The organism is Paenibacillus prosopidis (assembly GCF_003337375.1).
Taxonomy (GTDB): domain Bacteria; phylum Bacillota; class Bacilli; order Paenibacillales; family Paenibacillaceae; genus Pristimantibacillus; species Pristimantibacillus prosopidis.
Genome location: NZ_QPJD01000004.1, coordinates 354,159 through 372,529, shown reverse-complemented (window position 1 = coordinate 372,529; position 18,371 = coordinate 354,159). Strand labels below are relative to the sequence as shown.

General features: G+C 47.7%; 12 protein-coding genes and 1 pseudogene. 8 read left to right on the top strand and 5 right to left on the bottom strand.

The window, feature by feature from the left end; all coding sequences use genetic code 11:
* The 6 genes from DFP97_RS30660 to DFP97_RS32085 form a co-directional block, all read left to right on the top strand.
* Positions 1-716: carbohydrate-binding protein (locus DFP97_RS30660; RefSeq protein WP_181873408.1), on the top strand; the 716-nt coding region annotated here is incomplete at its 5' end.
* A 263-nt stretch (positions 717-979) separates the two neighbouring features.
* Entirely contained in the window at positions 980-2,914 is a 1,935-nt protein-coding gene (locus DFP97_RS31400) for a carbohydrate-binding protein (protein WP_245976003.1), read from the top strand.
* A gap of 432 nt (positions 2,915-3,346) precedes the next feature.
* Positions 3,347-4,528, top strand: coding sequence for an SGNH/GDSL hydrolase family protein (locus DFP97_RS08345; RefSeq protein WP_245976001.1), 1,182 nt, complete (start codon positions 3,347-3,349; stop codon positions 4,526-4,528).
* The gene (locus tag DFP97_RS08340; RefSeq protein ID WP_114379528.1) at positions 4,522-6,411 is read left to right on the top strand and encodes a cellulase family glycosylhydrolase; all 1,890 of its coding nucleotides are present in this window, start codon (positions 4,522-4,524) and stop codon (positions 6,409-6,411) included. The genes DFP97_RS08345 and DFP97_RS08340 overlap by 7 nt, the downstream gene beginning before the upstream one ends.
* A gap of 460 nt (positions 6,412-6,871) precedes the next feature.
* Positions 6,872-7,723, top strand: a complete 852-nt coding sequence (locus DFP97_RS08330) for an AraC family transcriptional regulator (protein ID WP_114379526.1) — start codon at positions 6,872-6,874, stop codon at positions 7,721-7,723.
* Between the two features lie 52 nt (positions 7,724-7,775).
* Positions 7,776-7,883: a hypothetical protein gene (locus DFP97_RS32085; RefSeq protein WP_342773260.1), complete on the top strand. Its 108-nt coding sequence runs from the start codon at positions 7,776-7,778 to the stop codon at positions 7,881-7,883.
* 148 nt (positions 7,884-8,031) lie between these two features.
* Here DFP97_RS32085 and DFP97_RS08320 read toward each other — a convergent pair whose 3' ends face one another.
* The 4 genes and pseudogenes from DFP97_RS08320 to DFP97_RS08305 form a co-directional block, all read right to left on the bottom strand.
* A complete protein-coding gene (locus DFP97_RS08320) occupies positions 8,032-9,528 on the bottom strand; it encodes an alpha-L-fucosidase (protein ID WP_114379525.1) in 1,497 nt (498 codons plus the stop codon).
* A gap of 115 nt (positions 9,529-9,643) precedes the next feature.
* Positions 9,644-9,751, bottom strand: a pseudogene (locus DFP97_RS08315) (lysophospholipase); the annotation flags it as partial.
* Between the two features lie 83 nt (positions 9,752-9,834).
* Entirely contained in the window at positions 9,835-11,559 is a 1,725-nt protein-coding gene (locus tag DFP97_RS08310) for a cellulase family glycosylhydrolase (RefSeq protein ID WP_114379524.1), read from the bottom strand.
* Positions 11,560-11,623: 64 nt separating this feature from the next.
* Positions 11,624-13,324, bottom strand: a complete 1,701-nt coding sequence (locus tag DFP97_RS08305; protein WP_114379523.1) for a cellulase family glycosylhydrolase — start codon at positions 13,322-13,324, stop codon at positions 11,624-11,626.
* Between the two features lie 462 nt (positions 13,325-13,786).
* Here DFP97_RS08305 and DFP97_RS08300 point away from each other — a divergent pair, with 462 nt between their 5' ends.
* Entirely contained in the window at positions 13,787-14,161 is a 375-nt protein-coding gene (locus DFP97_RS08300; protein WP_114379522.1) for a hypothetical protein, read from the top strand.
* Here DFP97_RS08300 and DFP97_RS08295 read toward each other — a convergent pair.
* On the bottom strand, positions 14,149-14,997 hold the full coding sequence (locus DFP97_RS08295; RefSeq protein ID WP_114379521.1) for a helix-turn-helix domain-containing protein: 849 nt from the start codon (positions 14,995-14,997) through the stop codon (positions 14,149-14,151). The genes DFP97_RS08300 and DFP97_RS08295 overlap by 13 nt on opposite strands.
* A 141-nt stretch (positions 14,998-15,138) precedes the next feature.
* On the opposite strand from DFP97_RS08295, the gene DFP97_RS08290 reads away from it, so the two are divergent.
* Entirely contained in the window at positions 15,139-18,240 is a 3,102-nt protein-coding gene (locus DFP97_RS08290; RefSeq protein ID WP_114379520.1) for a glycoside hydrolase family 2 TIM barrel-domain containing protein, read from the top strand.
* Positions 18,241-18,371: the final 131 nt, after the last annotated feature.

The window sequence follows — 18,371 nt, the reverse complement described above, 5'->3', positions numbered from 1 at the left end:
GGCTGTCAGGCGGGGTTCAGGTAAATACTAATCATCCAGGATATACGGGCAGCGGCTTTCTGGATGGATTCTGGAATTTTGGAGGAACAGCGACTTTTACCGTTAACGTTCCGGCTTCAGGGAAATACAATGTAACCGCACGTTACGGCAATGCCGCTTTTAATCCGGCTACAGTGAGTCTTATTGTGAATGGAACGAAAATCAAGCAGACAAGCTTGCCTTTGCTTGCGAACTGGGATACATGGGGCAATCAAACGGAAACGGTGACATTAAATGCCGGCGTCAATACGATCGCTTACAAATATGACAATGGCGATACGGGAATCATTAACCTTGACCACATTCGGGTTTCTCCTGCGCCAATTGAAGCGGAAACTGCGACCAGGCTGGGATTCGCTTCTGTCTACAATGACTCCTCAGCGTCAGGCGGTCAAGCGGTTCAGTATCTTCATGTGAGCGGCAATGGCATTCAGTTCAACAATGTTCCTGCTGCAACCAGCCTTACTGTGAGATATGCTGCCACTAACTCGGGTACGTATAGTATGTACGTGAATGGGGTTAAGACAAAGACAATCAACTTCACCGGGAATGGCACTTGGAATGGTGCCTACACTAGCGTAACCGTGCCGGTTAATATCCCTGCAGGCGCGACATTAAAGCTCCAATATGATGCCGGAGATACGGGCTGGAATGTAGACAATATTATATTACAGTAGAGAATAGACGGAATAGCAGCGGTCCCCGGCAGAGCCATTCTGTTGCGGGGACCTTTCGCTTAATAGCGAATTGAAATTTTATAGGGGTTAACGATTGGATTGCAAACTACTATTGGACAAGATGTCTATATCATGCTAAATTTTCTGGCTTGAAAATCAAGGTTTATAATGAAGCTGTGTAATATAGTCAATAGAGAAAGATAGCATCATATTTATGTATGTGCTTTCAAGAAACATTAACTTTGAAAAAGGAGACTATCAAGATGAACACAAAGAAAGAGTCGCTTCGCTTCATCAAACAAATCATTTCCTTATGCATGTCCGTTTCACTTCTGCTGATGTGTGCGCTTCCCGCCACAGCTGCTGACAGCGATCCTTTTCTGCCTCCTGAAGCCACCATTCAACTTGAAGCCGAACAAGCTGCGCTGTCAGGCGGGGTTCAGGTAAATACTAATCATCCAGGATATACGGGCAGCGGCTTTCTGGATGGATTCTGGAATTTTGGAGGAACAGCGACTTTTACCGTTAACGTTCCGGCTTCAGGGAAATACAATGTAACCGCACGTTACGGCAATGCCGCTTTTAATCCGGCTACAGTGAGTCTTATTGTGAATGGAACGAAAATCAAGCAGACAAGCTTGCCTTTGCTTGCAAACTGGGATACATGGGGCAATCAAACGGAAACGGTGACATTAAATGCCGGCGTCAATACGATCGCTTACAAATATGACAATGGCGATACGGGAATCATTAACCTTGACCATATTCAGGTTTCTCCTGCGCCAATTGAAGCGGAAACTGCGACCAGGCTGGGATTCGCTTCTGTCTACAATGACTCCTCAGCGTCAGGCGGTCAAGCGGTTCAGTATCTTCATGTGAGCGGCAATGGCATTCAGTTCAACAATGTTCCTGCTGCAACCAGCCTTACTGTGAGATATGCTGCCACTAACTCGGGAACGTATAGTATGTACGTGAATGGGGTTAAGACAAAGACTATCAGCTTCACCGGGAATGGCACTTGGAATGGTGCCTACACTAACGTGACCGTGCCGGTTAATATCCCTGCAGGCGCGACATTGAAGCTCCAATATGATGCCGGAGATACGGGCTGGAATGTAGACTATATTATATTGGCGCAGGGCGATCAATTATTTAGAGCAGATAAGGACTTCGTAAAGCCGATCGGCAGGACCGTGTTCTATAATGACACGCTTTGGTTGGCGTTATCCGGCAGTGGAGCGGAGTTCAAGTTTAGAGGCACGAAGGCGCAAATTACGATGAAAGGCGACCAGATTGCGTTAGGGCAGACCGATTATGCAAGGATCGGCATTTATGCCAACGGAGTACGAGTCGTTGACGATTTATTAAATCAGCCTCAGAAGACTTACACCGTATTTGAAAGTGCTACCGAACAGGATGTCGTCATTCGGATCGTCAAGCTGTCGGAGGCGAACAGATCTACCACAGGAATCCAGGAGATTCGCGTTAATGCTGTGAATGGGATTCAACCGACACAGAGTTCGGCTCGGAAGATCGAGATCATCGGCGATTCGATCACGGCCGGCTACGGGGTTGATGATGTGAAGGAGAACGGATTTTCCACTGCGACTGAAGACGTGACCAAAACCTATGCATACAAAACGGCAGCTGCGCTCCAGGCCGATTACAGCGTGGTTGCCTACAGCGGTCATGGCATCGTCTCTGGCTACACCGGCAATGGTGAGAAGAACGCCTCGCTGCTGGTTCCGAATAATTATGACATCATTGCCAGAACTGCCGGCCGTATTGACGGGAATCTGGATGTCAACAACTCACCATGGGACTTTAACAAATTCGTACCTGATCTGATTGTTATAAATCTTGGGACGAACGACTATTCGTATACAAATGATGATCCGGTGAAGCAGGCTGAGTACAGAGATGCCTATGTCGAATTCCTGAAGCAGGTTCGAGCGCGTAACGCGAATGCACGTTTGATGTGCACCGTGGGCATAATGGGTGATGCTCTTTTCCCGATGGTGGAGCAAGCAGCCGCAGCTTATACAAATCAAACCGGCGATACCAATATTTCGGTTATGAAGTTTGACGTTCAATTATGGGAAGACGGCTTCGGTGCAGATTGGCATCCGTCGGAGGCAACCCATACCAAAGCTGCAGCCAAGCTGATTGCTAATATTAAAGCGGTGATGAATTGGTAGGTTCGGCAGTTTCCATGCAGTTGGTGTTATGGAATAGATGAGAGAATGGCATTCAATGAACGGGGTTACACAATGTGCCGGTCAATATCCCTGCAGGCGCGACATTGAAGTTCCAACATGATGCCGGAGATTCGGGTTGGAATGTAGACTATATTATATTGCAGTAGAGATTAGACGGAATAGCAGCGGTCCCTGGCAGAGCATTCTGTTGCGGGCTGTATATACCTCCAACCGAAATGGTTTGGGGTATTTTTGTGGGATGAATCATCTATAATTGGACGGACGTCTATATAGTGCTAGTTGTTGATAGTTGTTGACTTAATAATCAAGGTGTGATGATCGAGGGGACTATATAATCGAAAACAAACAATTTATCACTTTGAACCTCAAGAAAAGTTGAGAAAGCTAGCCGTACATAAAGAAGGGGATGCGATGAAACGAATACGAGTAGTGATGCTGTTGGCCATCTTATGCGCCGGGCTGACAGCATGCGGAAAGCCGGCCGAGCAGGTCAATAAACGACAAGAGGGTGAAGCTGCTATGGAAGAAAAAGGAACAGATCAATTATTTAGAGCAGAGGAGAACTTCGTAAGGCCGATCGGCAGGACATTTTTCTTAAAAGACACGCTTTGGTTGGCGTTGTCCGGCAGCGGGGCGGAGTTCAAGTTTAGAGGCAAGAGGGCGGAAATTACGCTGAAAGGCGACCAGGTTGCGTTAGGCCAGACCAATCATGCAAGGATCGGCATTTATGTCAATGGAGAACGAGTCGTAGATGATTTATTAAATGAGCCTCTGAAGACTTACACCGTATTTGAAAGCGTTTCCGAACAGGATGTCGTCATTCGGATCTTCAAGCTGTCGGAGGCCATGTCTACGGCAGGAATCCACGAGATTCGCGTTAATGCTGTGGATGGGATTCAACCGACGCCGGGTTCGGCTCGGAAGATCGAGTTCATCGGCGATTCGATCACGGCCGGCTACGGGGTTGATGATCAGGTGAAGGAGCACGGATTTTCCACTGCGACAGAAGATGTGACCAAAACCTATGCATATAAAACGGCAGCTGCGCTCCAGGCTGACTACAGCATCGTTGCCTACAGCGGTCATGGCATCATCTCTGGTTATACCGGAACGGATCAGAAGGTCGTCTCGCAGCTGGTTCCGGATTATTATGACATCATTGCCAGTTCTGGCGGCCGAATAGACGGGACTCTAGATGTAAATTCCCAACCATGGGACTTTGACAAATACGTACCTGATCTGATTGTCATAAATCTTGGGACGAACGACTATTCGTATACGAAGGATGATCCGGTGAAGCAGGCTGAGTACAGAGATGCCTATGTCGAATTTCTGAAGCAGGTTCGATCGCATAACGCGAATGCGCATTTGATGTGCACCCTGGGCATAATGGGGGATAGTCTTTTTCCGATGGTGGAGCAAGCAGTCGCAGCTTATACGAATGAAACCAGCGATACTAATATTTCGGTTATGAAGTTTGACGTTCAATCGGCGGCAGACGGCTTCGCTGCAGATTGGCATCCGACGGAGGCAACTAATTCCAAAGCTGCAGACAAGCTGATTGCCAATATAAAACAGGTGATGGAATGGTAGGCTCGGCAAGAATTACACAAGGTAAGTACATCTGCATACTTATGATTATGGTCTTGGTATTCGGGAATTTTAACACAGATGTCCGCATCCATGCAGAACCGATTGAGGGAAGTCTGCAGCAGTACGTCGAGGACATGCAGCCAGGCTGGAATCTGGGCAATACATTCGATGCGGGCGGAGGAGAAACGTCGTGGGGCAACCCCTTTGTGACAGAAGAGTTCATTCAAGCGATCAGGAATCAAGGCTACCGAAGCATACGGATTCCGATTACATGGAATCACCGGTTAGGCAGTGATCCGGAATATATCATTCAAGAAGATTTTACTGATCGAATTCGGGAGGTTGTCGAGTGGTCGCTGGACGCGGGACTTTACGTCATGATTAACCTTCACCATGATTCGCACTGGTTGCTGAACATGGAGAACGAGCGCGAGGCGGTGATGGAGAAGTACAAGGCCGTGTGGCGCCAGATTGCGCTCCTTTTTAAAGATTATCCGAGCAAGCTTATGTTTGAGAGCATTAATGAGCCGCGCTTCTCGGACGATTGGAACAAGGATGAGCCGGTCTATTTCGAGATGCTGGACGAGTTAAACACTGTCTTTCACCAAATCGTTCGGAGCAGCGGCGGGTTTAATGCAACACGTCCGCTTGTACTCCCGACAGTAACGGCAAGCCCGTCAGAAGCTCGCATGCGGGAGCTTTACAAGACAATTGAAAGGTTGGATGATCCGAATCTGATCGCTACGATTCATTATTACGGTTATTATCCATTCAGTGTAAATCTTGGAGGGGTTACCACATTCGACGAAACCGCGAGAGAGGACATCGTCCAAGCCTTTGACCGAGCTTATGACACCTTTGTCGCGCGGGGAATTCCTGTCATTGTCGGCGAGTTCGGTCTTCTGGGCTTCGACAAGAAAATAGAGACGATCCAGCATGGCGAAATCCTGAAGTTTTTGGAATTCTTCACCTATTATGCTCGCGAGAAGCGAATAACGCATATGCTTTGGGACAACGGCCAGCACTTTGACCGTCGCTCGTATACATGGAACAATCCCGCGTTCTATGAAGTCATGATGGCAAGCTTGAACGGCCGGTCATCGAATGCGGCTTCCGACTCGATCTATCTGCTTCCTGGCGAAGAGGCGGAGGATGTGCTGGTAAAGCTGAATTTAAACGGAAACACCTTGACTGGAATAAAAGTTGAAGATCGGCTGCTTGCGGCCGGCGCTGACTACATGATCAGCGGAGACCAGCTGACGCTTAAGGCGGATTTTCTCCGCGGCCATGTGCCGGAAGCCCTCGGCGAGAGCGTGACGCTAACATGCACCTTCTCGGCCGGCGCCGACTGGAAGCTTCACGTCATCCGCTACGATCATCCAACTGTCCGAAAAGCAATAGGGACGAGATCCATGTTCATCATTCCAATTAACTATAACGGTGACAGGCTGGCAACGATGGAGGCCGTCTACGAGGAAGGGGGCAATGCCGGTCCCGCCAGTTGGACGTCCTTTAAGGAATACGGCCATTCTTTCGAGCCCGATTACAAATTGAATTTGGTGGATCTGACCAGCGAATTCTTTAACGAAGTGAATGACGGAGAGGTGCTGCTGAAGCTGCATTTTTGGAGTGGAGCCGTGCTCGACTACAGGTTGTCAGTGAGCGGAAGCAAGGTGATTGGCACTGATCCGTCGAATAAGGCTGATGCCAAGGAGCAAACGGAGGGGACTGACGGTTCAGCTCAGGCCGGGGAGACGTCAGTTTCGGATGGTGAAAAGGCGCTGCAGGATAAGACGAATAGGCAGATTTACTACTGGGCAGCGGGCATTGCATTGCTTTTTATTGCAGGCGGCATATTTTACAAGAAGTATAGAAAAGGCTAGGGGTATGGGGCTATTCTATACGGACGAAGTGCGAGAACAGTTTTGCCTGGATCCCCCGCACGGCACCAGATACCGTGAAGAGCTAATTTATCATGGATAACAAAAAGGTGCCGGGCCGCTTCCTTGCCCCGGTACCTTTTTTTCTTCTCCTGGACTTGGATTATCGCATCAAACAATCGGCAGCTTTGCTTCGTCTCTCAAGAACGGAGGAAACTGTTCTAAAACGTTTTAAGAGGCATGGCAGTGGATGTCGGATAATTATTTGTATAATTCCTGACGAGCTTGACTCGACGAATCCGTTGCATGCCAATGCACCATAGTGGCCTAGGAAAGTTACCGTAGGTCCGAAAAATAGATACCACAAAGAAGCTTGGTATTTGTGTTCGTGACGGTTGTGTATATAGAAACCTAGCTTTCTCATGTATAATAGGATCAAACAATACTAATACGGTGATTATCTATGGACAATGCCCAACAACAATTGATTTGGCTATATCTCGATAACCTTCAGGTTCAAGTAACCGAAATGGGACATAAGCAGGTATGGCCTGACTGGCGGGATCTCGATTACACGCCGGACTATAACAAATTTTATTTGATTTGTGATGGCGAAGGTTGGCTCAAAATCGGCGATAAGGAATATGCCCCCAAACCGGGTCAGTTGTTCCTGATGCCGCAAGGAGTGAAGCAATCGTACTCTTATACGGACGGCCCGCGGTTTACGAAATATTGGTGTCACTTTACGGCTAAGGTCGGGGAAAACAACCTATTCAATCTGCTGAAAGTACCCGTATTTCTCGAATCGGGACTCGAAGGCGAACCGAAACGTTTGTTCCGGGAGCTGCTTTCCTGTCAATCCGGTACGTCCCTGACCGCTCCCTTGTTGGTAAAAGCCGCCATGATGAAGCTGATCGCATATTATGTTGAGCATGCGGCGACAGATGTGGCCGGCGTCGAACCTGCTGCAGTGTCCAAGCCGCTTCAAGCAGTCATCGAATACATCCACCTTAACTACTATCGAAACTTAACGATTGACGAACTGGCGGAACGCGCCCACCTGCATCCCAATTATTTTATCCGTGTGTTTAAAAGGCATTTCGGAACATCTCCGATCCAATACGTGAATAGAAAAAGGATAGAGGAAGTGAAGTGGCTATTGACCTCCACGAACCTCCTGCTAGCAGAAATTGGCGCCAATGTTGGCATTCCCGACATATCCTACCTATCCAAATTATTCAAATCATCGACAGGCTTGTCTCCGATTGCGTATCGATTGGCCCATCATCCGGCTCCTCCGTTAAATCATCGTTAAAAAAAATTACACTGCCGGGCATCTTGCCCTGCTCCAAGCTACGGATGAATGGATGAGAAGACGAATTAGGATGATCTACTGGAAACAGTGGAAACGGGTGAGAACAAGATTCGATAGACTGAAATCACTTGGAATCCATGAACAGATGGGAATACGCTAACACAAGAAAGAGCTACTGGCGAACGTCCAATAGCCCTATCCTCGCAAAATCCCTCAACAACACCACAATGAAAGGATTAGGATTACGGTAGTGTGGGAGGTTGGCTGTCCAAATAATGGACAGCCTCCTACCCAATTTAAGCTTAGGATTAAGAATTTAGTTCAATCGCTAGGCAGTTGACGTACGGCGTGGGAAGTCTGTCCGGCAGCGAAACGATCAGAGCGCCGTACGACTGTTCGAATGGAACTTCACCCGCTCCAAGCAACCGGACGGACTTCACTTGGTCTGCTGGAGTCAACGTACGAATGACGGCGCGATGATCTTCAGGCCACCGCATTTGGAAAGCGTACAGCGTATTTCCTTTTTGTGTGAAACGGAAGTCGCCTGCGTTCCAATCTACCCTGTCCTCCGTAAAATGGTCAATGACGACGCGGGAACGGCCTTCGCCCGATACGCGGAACGGCCTGGTGCCGTAAACACCTTCCCCGCAAACCTTGATCCATTTGGCCATCTCTTGCAGGATATACGTGCACTCGTCATCAATTGTACCGTCCGGCTTCTGCGGAATATTGAGGAGCAGGTTGCCGTTCTTGGCAATGATATCGACCAGAATTTCGATGACGTGCCCCGGTTTCTTGTATTCGTTCTTCACATGGTAGAACCAATCACCGACACAAGTATCGGTCTGCCACGGGTCAAGCCTGATGTCAGGAGACTGGCTGCGCTCAATGTCGAGGATCCCGATGCGGTAAACGTCCTGCCTGCGGTCTTTCTGATTAAAAATGGCGCGATTCACCCCGCCGTTAGCCGCTGCGCTGGTATTATACAGGTGCGCGACTGCTTGCAGTCCGGCTGTGAACAATGGGTCGTCCAAGGAAGCGTCTCTATTATCCCATGCGCTGGCGAACGGCAGACCGCCGTCGGAGTACAGCAGATCCGGCTGGTACAGATCGATGACTTCCTTGATCACGTCAAGCCAGCGCTGATGCCACCAAGGATTGGTTGTATACCATGGTTTCGGTTCGGACAGCAGATTGTCCGGATCATAATGCTCGCGGTTCGGTAAATATAAATCCTCGTATTCAGGGTCGTTACCATCATACGGGACGCCCGCATAAAGGCCTTCCTTATCTTGGCCCTTATTGAATTTATACCAGCTGAACGTCGCTCCCAGATGCTCGGTCAAACCGAAAGGCAGTCCCCGGCGGGAAGCGGCGGCTTTCCAGAGTGCTACTATATCTTTCTTCGGTCCCATGTTGACCGAATTCCAGCGGTGGATTTTCGAATCGTAGTTGAAGAAGTTGTCGTGGTGCATCGCCTGTGCAACGAAATACTTGGCGCCGGCAGCTACGTACAAATCCATAAGCGATTCCGGATCGAAATTTTCCGCTTTCCACAGCTGAACGATATCTTTGTAGCCGAATTTCGACGGATGTCCGTAATGGCGAATATGGTACAGGTATTGCTCGGAACCTTCGTAATACATGTTCCGGGCGTACCAGTCTCCATACATCGGCACCGATTGTGCGCCCCAGTGCGACCATATTCCTAGCTTCGCGTCACGGAACCAATCCGGACACTCGAATTTCCTGAGCGATTCAAATGTGGGTTCGTAAGAACCCTTGGCGATTTGCGCTTTAACCATGCATAACTGGCCTCCTATTACTTGGATACAGCCTTATTCTAGCAAACTATTGAATGTAAAATCCTAACTTCCTCTAGTATAATATTATCTATTATCTTGAACGGCTGACCCGATTTCACCGAATAGCCAAAGGGCTGTTCTGGACGATGGACAGCCATTCGCGGGCAATGAGTTCATGGCCGACAGCTGTCGGGTGAACGCCGTCCCATATCCAATAGGCGGCAGAATCGTTTGAAGCGAGAAAGGAGTCCTGCCGTACGCACGGGCGCAAGGCAGGACTCCTTTTTTACCGAAACGATTTCAGTTCTACGATGCTATGCCCGAGATGCTCGTGCCGTTCTTCGTAATCGTGTACTCGATGATGGCGCCGCTCCAGAAGTGGAACTTCAGAATCACCGTTCCGTCGTTCACTTGATTGAAGAAGCTCTGTGTAAGCGTGATTTCATTTGCAGCATAAGATGGTTTGAATGTCCGGGCGAACTCCTTGAACGAAGTCCAGTTATGCGGACCGGCGTTGCCACCTTCAGCGTATACGGCCTCCATCGTAGCGAGACGGTCGCCGCCAAAGGCGGTCGGAATCGCAAAGTTTGCTGTGGTGCCTTCCGCGTTTTGCAGAACTGGCGTGTCATTGTACATGACATAGAAGGTCCAATCGGCGCCCTTGTTGAATTGGGCTTTTAATACGGCAACCTCGCCGAGTTCGGCTGATTCGGTCAAGTTGGCGAGAAAATTTGCTTTGAGGGTCAGGTCTTCGCCGTTCAACGCATAGTCCGTGCCTTCCATCAATTCGTAGTCTCCAAGTTTAATGCTGGTCAGAACATTGCCGTTTAAGTTCAAGGGCATTACGGTGTCCTGAGCCGGCGCGTCTTTCCTGACAAAGATTAGATCGGATTCGGCAGTGGCTGAGCGGCTCTTCAAGCTAGCCATGATCAGATCGTATAACTCAGGATCGTTCCACTGAAGAATTCTGCGGTCAAACCGCCCGCCGTTGTCCCACAGCATAAGGGTAAGCTTGTTCTCTATGGATTTGTAGGTGAAATACTCTAAAAACTTCAGCATCTCGCCATGCTCGGGCACACCTTCGCTGAACGGCGTTTTGAAAGGGGTAGCATCCCAGCCGAGCAGTCCGAATTCGCCTATGACAACGGGAATTCCTTTCGATACGAACGTAGTATATACATTGTTAGCCATTGTATCGATATCGTTAATCGTTAATTCTTCAAGCTTCGGGAAGCCCGCAATGTTTACGCTGAACGGCCAGAAGCCGTAAAAATGAATGGTAGCGATCAAATTCGGATCGTTCAGATCGGCAATCGTGCTTGCAAGCGAATCTACATGCTCTTGCGAGTTATTCGTAAATAACGTCGGCAGCACAAGCGGACGAACGTCATTTTTGCCTCCCGACGCTCTTACAATATGGAAGAAGGATGTGTTGAGCTCATCAAGAAACGCGTGCTGCGTCGCCACATCAACGTTATCAAAAAACGGTTCGTTGATGCTCTCAAACATCAGTTTGTCGGAATGATTCTTGAAGCGGTCGGCGACTTGCGTCCATATCGCATTATATTTGGCCAATACTTCGTCGTGATTCTCAGGCGCCTTGTTGATCCACATCCAGGAGTCGTGATGAAGGTTGATCATGACATACAGGCCCTCTTGCAGCGACCAGTCGACGACTTCCTGTACCCGGTCCATCCAGGTCGGATTGATCGTATAATCCGGTGCGCCGCCCATCCGCCCGCTCCATGTAATCGGAATACGGATGCTTTTGAAGCCCTGCTTCCTAGTTTCCTTAATGAATTCTTTGGTTACGAGCGGGTTGCCCCAGGACGTCTCGTCACCATTATTTGGTTCATTCGTATTAAATGAATCAAATGTATTGCCCAGGTTCCATCCAGGCTGCATCGCGCTGACATAAGACTGCATTTTGCTTTCTTTCGGGGAAGCAGCGGCCGAGCTGACGGGTGGAAACATCGCCATAAGCAGGACAACGACCAAAAGGGCGGATAGATACGATTTTTTTGCTCTCATGGAAATTCTCCTTTGGTTTTATAATTTAGGGTTACTTCTGTACATTTGGTTGCTTGCCGCGAATTTACTGAGGCGTGCCGGTAATGCGGCCACCTTTAGTCGTAAGCTGATATTTGACTATGGCGCCGCTCCAGAAGTGGAACGTCAGGTTGATCGTTCCGCCTGTTGTTTCGGCGAAGAATTTCGGCGTTATCATGATCGTGTTGTTCGCATAGTTTGGCAAGAACGCGTAGGCGTACTCCTTATACGAGGTCCAGTTATGCGGACCGGCGTTAGTGCCGTTCGTGTACACCGCTTCCATCGTGGCAAGCACATCTCCGTTGAAAGCTGTCGGAATCACCAAGCCGCCGCTGGAGTTGCCTGATGCTTTTGACAGTACCGGCGTATTGGAATAACGGACATGGATTTTCCAATCGGGGCCCGAGTTGACACGGACCGACAATACTGTTTTCTCGCCGAACGAGCCTGAAGCGTAATTGGAGAGCGCGCTTGCTTTGATGGTCAATACATTGCCGTTCAATGTGTAGTCCGTGCCGTAGCTCAATGCGGCAGTTCCGTTCAACAGAGAAACGAAAGTATTGCCGTTCAAGTTCAGGTTGATCACGGCGTCTTGAACCGCAGTGCCGGCCTTGAGGAAGATCAGATCGGTATCCGTGGTGGATGAACGGCCTGTCAAGCTTTGTTTGAATATATTGTAAAGATCCGGATCACTCCACTGATATGTAGTACGGTTAAAGTACGAGCCGTTATCCCACCACATCGTCGTAATGTTCTTCGCTTGAGTACTGTAGAGAAGGTATTCGAAAAATTTGAGCATCTCTCCGCGCTCGACGGTTTCCCTGTTCTTATCGTGACCGAGTATTCCTAATTCGCCTATGACAACGGGAATACCCTTCGATACGAACGTATTATAGACATTGTTAACCATTGTATCGATATCATTTTTCGCATCGGCATTAAACGTAGTGTAGCCTGCGATGTTTACAGCGAAATGCCACAAGCCGTAATAATGAACGGTGACAATCAAATTCGGATCGTTCAGCGCGACAAGAGTGCTTGCAAGCGAATCCACACGCACTTGCTCGTGATTGCAGTATAACGTCGGCAGCACAAGCGGACGAACGGCATTTCCGCCTCCCGACGCTCTTACAAGATGCACGAAGGATGTATTGAGCTCATTAAGCAATGCGAGCTGCGTCGTTATATCAACGTTTGAAAATTCCGGTTCGTTGATGCTTTCGAACATCAGTTTGTCGGAATGATTCTTGAAGCGGTCGGCGATTTGCGTCCATACCGCGTTATATCGGGCCATTACGGCGTTATGATCCGTCGGCATCGAGCTAACCCACATCCAAGCGTCGTGGTGAACGTTGATCATGACATACAGTCCCTCCTGCAGCGACCAGTCGACAACCTGCTGAACCCGGTCCATGAATGCCGGATCGATCGCATAGTTCGGAGCGTCGCCTATCCGATAATTCCATGTTATCGGAATGCGGATGCTTTTGAAGCCTTGTGCCGCAATCTGCTGGATAAAGGCTTGGGTGACAACCGGGTTGCCCCAAGACGTCTCGCCGCCTCCTGTCGGATCATCCGGATTAAATGCATCCAAAGTATTGCCCAGATTCCATCCGGGCTGCATCGTGCTCACATACGTCTGCATGGAAGTTGCGGCAGAGGTCGAGGCCGGGAACGAAAACGAAAACGCTGTAAACAACAAAGCAATAGTGAGCATCAACGACAGAAAAGCTTTTGTTTTACGCATGAATTTCCTCCTTTGATTTTAAAAAATGCAAGCTTGTTTTCTATTGAGGAACCGATTACAGCGACACTTGTGACAGCGCTCCGATGTTGCTTTTCAAACACCTCCTTAAATAGTGTAAGCGGTATCATTTTTATTTTAACTGTGTGACGTTCCAGATAATACAACAAAAAATAAAGCAAAAATCATATTAAAAATTCATTGCTGCAGCTCAAATACTTCATTTCGCTTGAGAACTGGATATTTTTCAGGGCAAGGTATTTTTGGGGTTAGGGGCATATTACAAAAGATCGAAAAATACAGGGGCAAAAATATGTATGATGACAAAACCCGCAATAATGCTGGAGAATCTAATCTAGCAAGCCAATAGCATATTGCCTAACGCTGAGGCAGCAAGCCTACTGGAAGGCCGGATCTCTATTAAACCTGAGAATATCAAATGGAGGAAATGACAAATAGTGGGAGGTGGTTATAATCAAGCGTATCGTCCCTTCCTGTCTGGTTGCAGCCGTGTTGATGCTGATGACTACAGGACGCTGGGGACGGCGGGAAATGAGCGATATTTCCATCGTTGCCGGTCTCGGTATCGGTCATGGTACAAACAAAAAAGATAAAGCTGCAAGTCATCAATCCAGGAGAATTGCTGTCAGGAAAGGAACGGAGGGCGGCTCGCCGACTTACTTGTTTCAAGGCGAAGGGGTACGTTGTTCGAGGCCTTCCGTAGAACAACAAAAGGTATGTGAAGGATTTCATCATCTATTCGGAGATGACGGCTATTATATTCGTATCTTTGATTGTTCCATTGCTGCTGCTTATTGTAAGCCAATTCAATCGAACTGATTGAGGCGGTTACGGGTAAAACGTCCTGGAGGCACTCCTTCCGATTTCGTAAATTGTTTGGTAAAGGCATAAATATCTCCATATCCAAGACTAACGGCTACGTGTTTGATAGGGAGTCCGGAGAGAAGCATCATTTTTGCCTGTTTCATTAAATGATTAATATGGTACCGCTGAGGGGAAATTCCGTTCACGGCTTTAAATACCTTCCTGAAATTCTCATAGCCCATATTTATGGCTGCTGCAGCTTCCTCCATATCATAATGGATATCATTGGAGGCGCCGATTAATTGGCAAGCCTTCGATATTTTATGATCATAGTGCTCTCTTTGCATAGAATGAACGCTTCCGTGCAATCGGATAATAAGCTCTTGCGCTCTCAACAGCAAATAGGGGAGCCTTTCATCAGCAGCGTCTTTAAGGCTGTTTAGCAAGGCGGCAAAATCAATAGCAAAATCGCCCGTAAGCCGCGTTGCTTGCACCTCATTATCGGAATTTATAATTCCAAGCTTATGCAGATAATGATAGACAGGATAACCTACGCTAATATAAAACTCTATCCATTCCCCGTTTGGTTCGATTTCGGTGGAGTGCAAACGCTCGGGCAAACGCTGAACGAGATCCCCTGCTTGCATCGGAATAACGGTACCGTCCTGTGAGATAAATCGTCCGCTGCCTTGCAGGATTAAAAAACAGCTGTAATATCCGATCTTAAAGTCATATTGGGAACGATCCGCCGTTCTTTTTCTCATAAAGCCGCACGATAAAATGCCTTGGTCGAAGTCGTCGCCGATACACCGGTATATGACATCATTTTCCTTTATGTCGTCGCAATTCATATAGTCGCTACACCTACCAAAATGGATAAATGAATTACCAAACGTAACATTTAAATATGAAGACTTATCCTTATATTATAAGGGTATCGATATTATGGTACAACCAATTAGAACAATTTATAGGGGGATTAGTCGAAACATATGAAGCCGAACAGAGACTGGGAGAATCCGCATGTCACTCAAAAGAACCGTTACCCCATGCATGAGCCATACGGCGTATACGAAACCGTAGAACAGGCGCTAAGCGGCGATCGCAGAACGTCAAAATACGTACAATGCTTAAACGGCTCATGGAAATTCAAGTTGTCTTCGTCTCCGGATGCTGTAACCGATGAATTCTATCATCCTGAATATGATGTATCCCGTTGGGATGATATCGCGGTTCCTTCCAACTGGGAGCTTTCCGGATATGGAAAGCCTGTGTACACCAATACATTGTATCCCTTTGCACGGAAGGGGGCGGACTCCCATCATGAAATTCAACTGAAGAAAGATGAATTTGTTTTGAATCCGCCTTATGTGCCGGAGGATAACCTCACCGGATGTTATGTCCACACGTTCGAAATTCCCCAACAATTTCACGACCGCGATCTTTTTATCGATTTTGCCGGCGTGGAATCTTGTTTTTATTTGTGGTTAAACGGGAAGCTCGTCGGTTATTCGACGGATAGCAAGCTTAACGCTTCTTTCGATATTACGGATTTCATCCAAAGGGGACAGAACCATTTAGCCGTACAGGTAATGCGATTTGGAGCCGGAACATATCTGGAGGATCAGGACTACTGGCATCTGTCGGGGATCTACAGAGATGTTCTGATTTATGCAAAACCGCGAATGCGCATTCATGATTATAAAATCGAAACGTTATTCTCAGGCCAATACGACAATGCCGAATTATCCGTGACGGTTTATCCGAATAATCAGGCAAGCTGTTACGGGGATGCTTATGTGCGCCTGTCTCTTTATGATCACGATCAACAATTGGTTACGCAATTTGAAACGGATAAGTTTGCGGATTACAGATCCTACCTGCAAGAGATCTTTGTGGCGAAGGTTAAACAACCCATTAAGAATCCCAAATTGTGGAGCGACGAAATTCCTTACCTCTATCGATTGGTATTGGAAATGATCGGCCCTGATGGAACTGTCGTTGACATCGAGAGCGCAAATGTCGGCTTCCGCGAAGTTAGCATCGATAAAAACGGGATATTGAAAATAAACGGCAAACGGCTTTTCATCCGTGGGACCAACCTTCATGCGTTTTGTCCCGAAACGGGGCGAGTGGTGTCGACGGAGTATATGCGCGAGCAAATCAAGATAATGAAGTCGCTAAATATCAATGCGGTAAGGACGAGTCATTATCCGCATGCGGTCGAATGGTACGACCTGTGTGATGAACTGGGCATGTATGTCGTTGATGAGGCCAATATTGAGACCCATGGCATCGGCGGCCAGTTGAGCGCATCTCCCGAATGGACGCATGCTTATATGGAACGTGCAGCGCGGATGGTGCTTAGAGATAAGAATCATCCCTCGATCATTCTCTGGTCCTTAGGAAATGAATCCGGTTACGGAGCGAACCATGCCGCCATGTACGGCTGGATTAAGGAATATGATAAAACAAGATTTGTCCAGTATGAGTCCTTAAATCCTCCGGCCAATATTTCCGATATCCTAGCGCCTATGTATCCTCAGAAGGATTGGATCATGGAATGCATGGCAAACTGCGAAGACTTGCGACCGTTTATCATGTGTGAATATGCGTACGCGAAAAGCAACAGCAACGGGAATTTCAAGGAATTTTGGGACCTCATTCATACATTCCCGCGGTTTCAGGGCGGTTTTATTTGGGATTTTCAGGATAAAGCGCTTGTTAGGTTTGATGAATTCGGGAACAAAAAATATGTATATGGCGGCGCGTTCCAAGAAGAGATTATTGATTCCGCGCCCGATATGTGCCTGAACGGCATCGTATTTCCGGATTTAACGCCGAAACCGGCTGCCAATGAAATTAAATATGTTCAAGCTCCCGTCCAAATCGATTACTTTGAACGGCCTTTTCATGCTCCGGGTAACAAAAGCTATCGAATTTATAATCATTATACGCATCGAGACTTAAGCCACTTGGACATCGGTTGGGAGCTTGTTTGCGACGGGAAGGTAGTCGAGAATGGTACATTGCCCATATTGAACACGCCGGCTGGATCTATGGACAGTGTTCAAGCACCATACGATTCATCCAGGGTATCTGGAGAAGCGTACCTGAATTTCTATGCTAATCTGAACGAGGACACCTATTATGCCGATAAGGGAACCTGTATTTATGCATGCCAGATCGAGTTGAATGATTCCGTTTATGAAATTCATACCGGAGATATTGAAAGCGGAAGCCTGGTCTATGAAGAAGCCGCAGATCGAATTCATATTTATAATGAACATACGAACGTGGTCTTTTCGAAAGAAACGGCAGAGTTCATTTCCGTGAGATACAATAACCATGACTACTTTACGGGCGGAGCCAACAATTTCTATCGTCCGCCAACGGGAATAGACGTAGGGGTACAAGGCGAGACGCTGAACTATGCGGATGACTGGAGAAGCCTCGGCCTGGACTCCAATCGGAAAGAGATCAAGCGTATCCGGATATATGCGGCGCCTGCTTCCGTCATCATTCAGGTTCATGCTTTGTATCATGGGTGCATTGAAACGCGAACCGACTATACGATTGGCGGTAAAGGCATTGAAATTGCCAACACTGTCGTGAATAATGCCCCTATCGATACCCTTCCGAGAATCGGTCTAAGCTTTACCTTCTCTGATGCCTGGAAGAATATCAAATGGTATGGCCGCGGGCCATGGGAAAACTATGCGGACCGTAAAACGTCTGCCTTCGTCGGTATATATGAAAGCTCTGTTGAAGAACAACATGTTCCCTACATCGTGCCGGTTGAATGCGGGGGCAAGGAAGATGTCCGTTATTTAGTTGTCTCCGCGGATGACCGCAAGGTAAAAGTTAACGCGGCGGGTTGCTTCCATTTTGATATTCATCAATACAGCATCGGACAGTATGACAATGCCGCCTATGAAGACGAGCTTGGCGCATCCGATTCCGTATTCCTTCATATCGATCATAAGCATGCAGGTCTTGGCGGAGACAACGGCTGGACCAAAAATATTCACGATGAATATAAAATCGGAAAGGGCATCTATGTATACAAGATCACTTTAGAGATTATGGATTGAACAGCAGAGCCCTGAAAGCAAAGAATAGAGTGAAATTCTTAAGACCGTTGACAAAGGCACAAGCCAAAGTCAGCGGTCTTTATTGCATTAGATTGTTTGCGATGCCGAAGCGGTGGTGAAAAAGCTTGGTA

What these genes read in the sequence shown, in the direction of transcription:
- DFP97_RS08305 (WP_114379523.1), bottom strand. Translation starts at nt 13,324, where the DNA reads ATGCGTAAAACAAAAGCTTTTCTGTCGTTGATGCTCACTATTGCTTTG.
- DFP97_RS08340 (WP_114379528.1), top strand. Translation starts at nt 4,522, where the DNA reads ATGGTAGGCTCGGCAAGAATTACACAAGGTAAGTACATCTGCATACTT.
- DFP97_RS08320 (WP_114379525.1), bottom strand. Translation starts at nt 9,528, where the DNA reads ATGGTTAAAGCGCAAATCGCCAAGGGTTCTTACGAACCCACATTTGAA.
- DFP97_RS08345 (WP_245976001.1), top strand. Translation starts at nt 3,347, where the DNA reads ATGAAACGAATACGAGTAGTGATGCTGTTGGCCATCTTATGCGCCGGG.
- DFP97_RS08295 (WP_114379521.1), bottom strand. Translation starts at nt 14,997, where the DNA reads ATGAATTGCGACGACATAAAGGAAAATGATGTCATATACCGGTGTATC.
- DFP97_RS08290 (WP_114379520.1), top strand. Translation starts at nt 15,139, where the DNA reads ATGAAGCCGAACAGAGACTGGGAGAATCCGCATGTCACTCAAAAGAAC.
- DFP97_RS31400 (WP_245976003.1), top strand. Translation starts at nt 980, where the DNA reads ATGAACACAAAGAAAGAGTCGCTTCGCTTCATCAAACAAATCATTTCC.
- DFP97_RS08330 (WP_114379526.1), top strand. Translation starts at nt 6,872, where the DNA reads ATGGACAATGCCCAACAACAATTGATTTGGCTATATCTCGATAACCTT.
- DFP97_RS08310 (WP_114379524.1), bottom strand. Translation starts at nt 11,559, where the DNA reads ATGAGAGCAAAAAAATCGTATCTATCCGCCCTTTTGGTCGTTGTCCTG.
- DFP97_RS32085 (WP_342773260.1), top strand. Translation starts at nt 7,776, where the DNA reads ATGAGAAGACGAATTAGGATGATCTACTGGAAACAGTGGAAACGGGTG.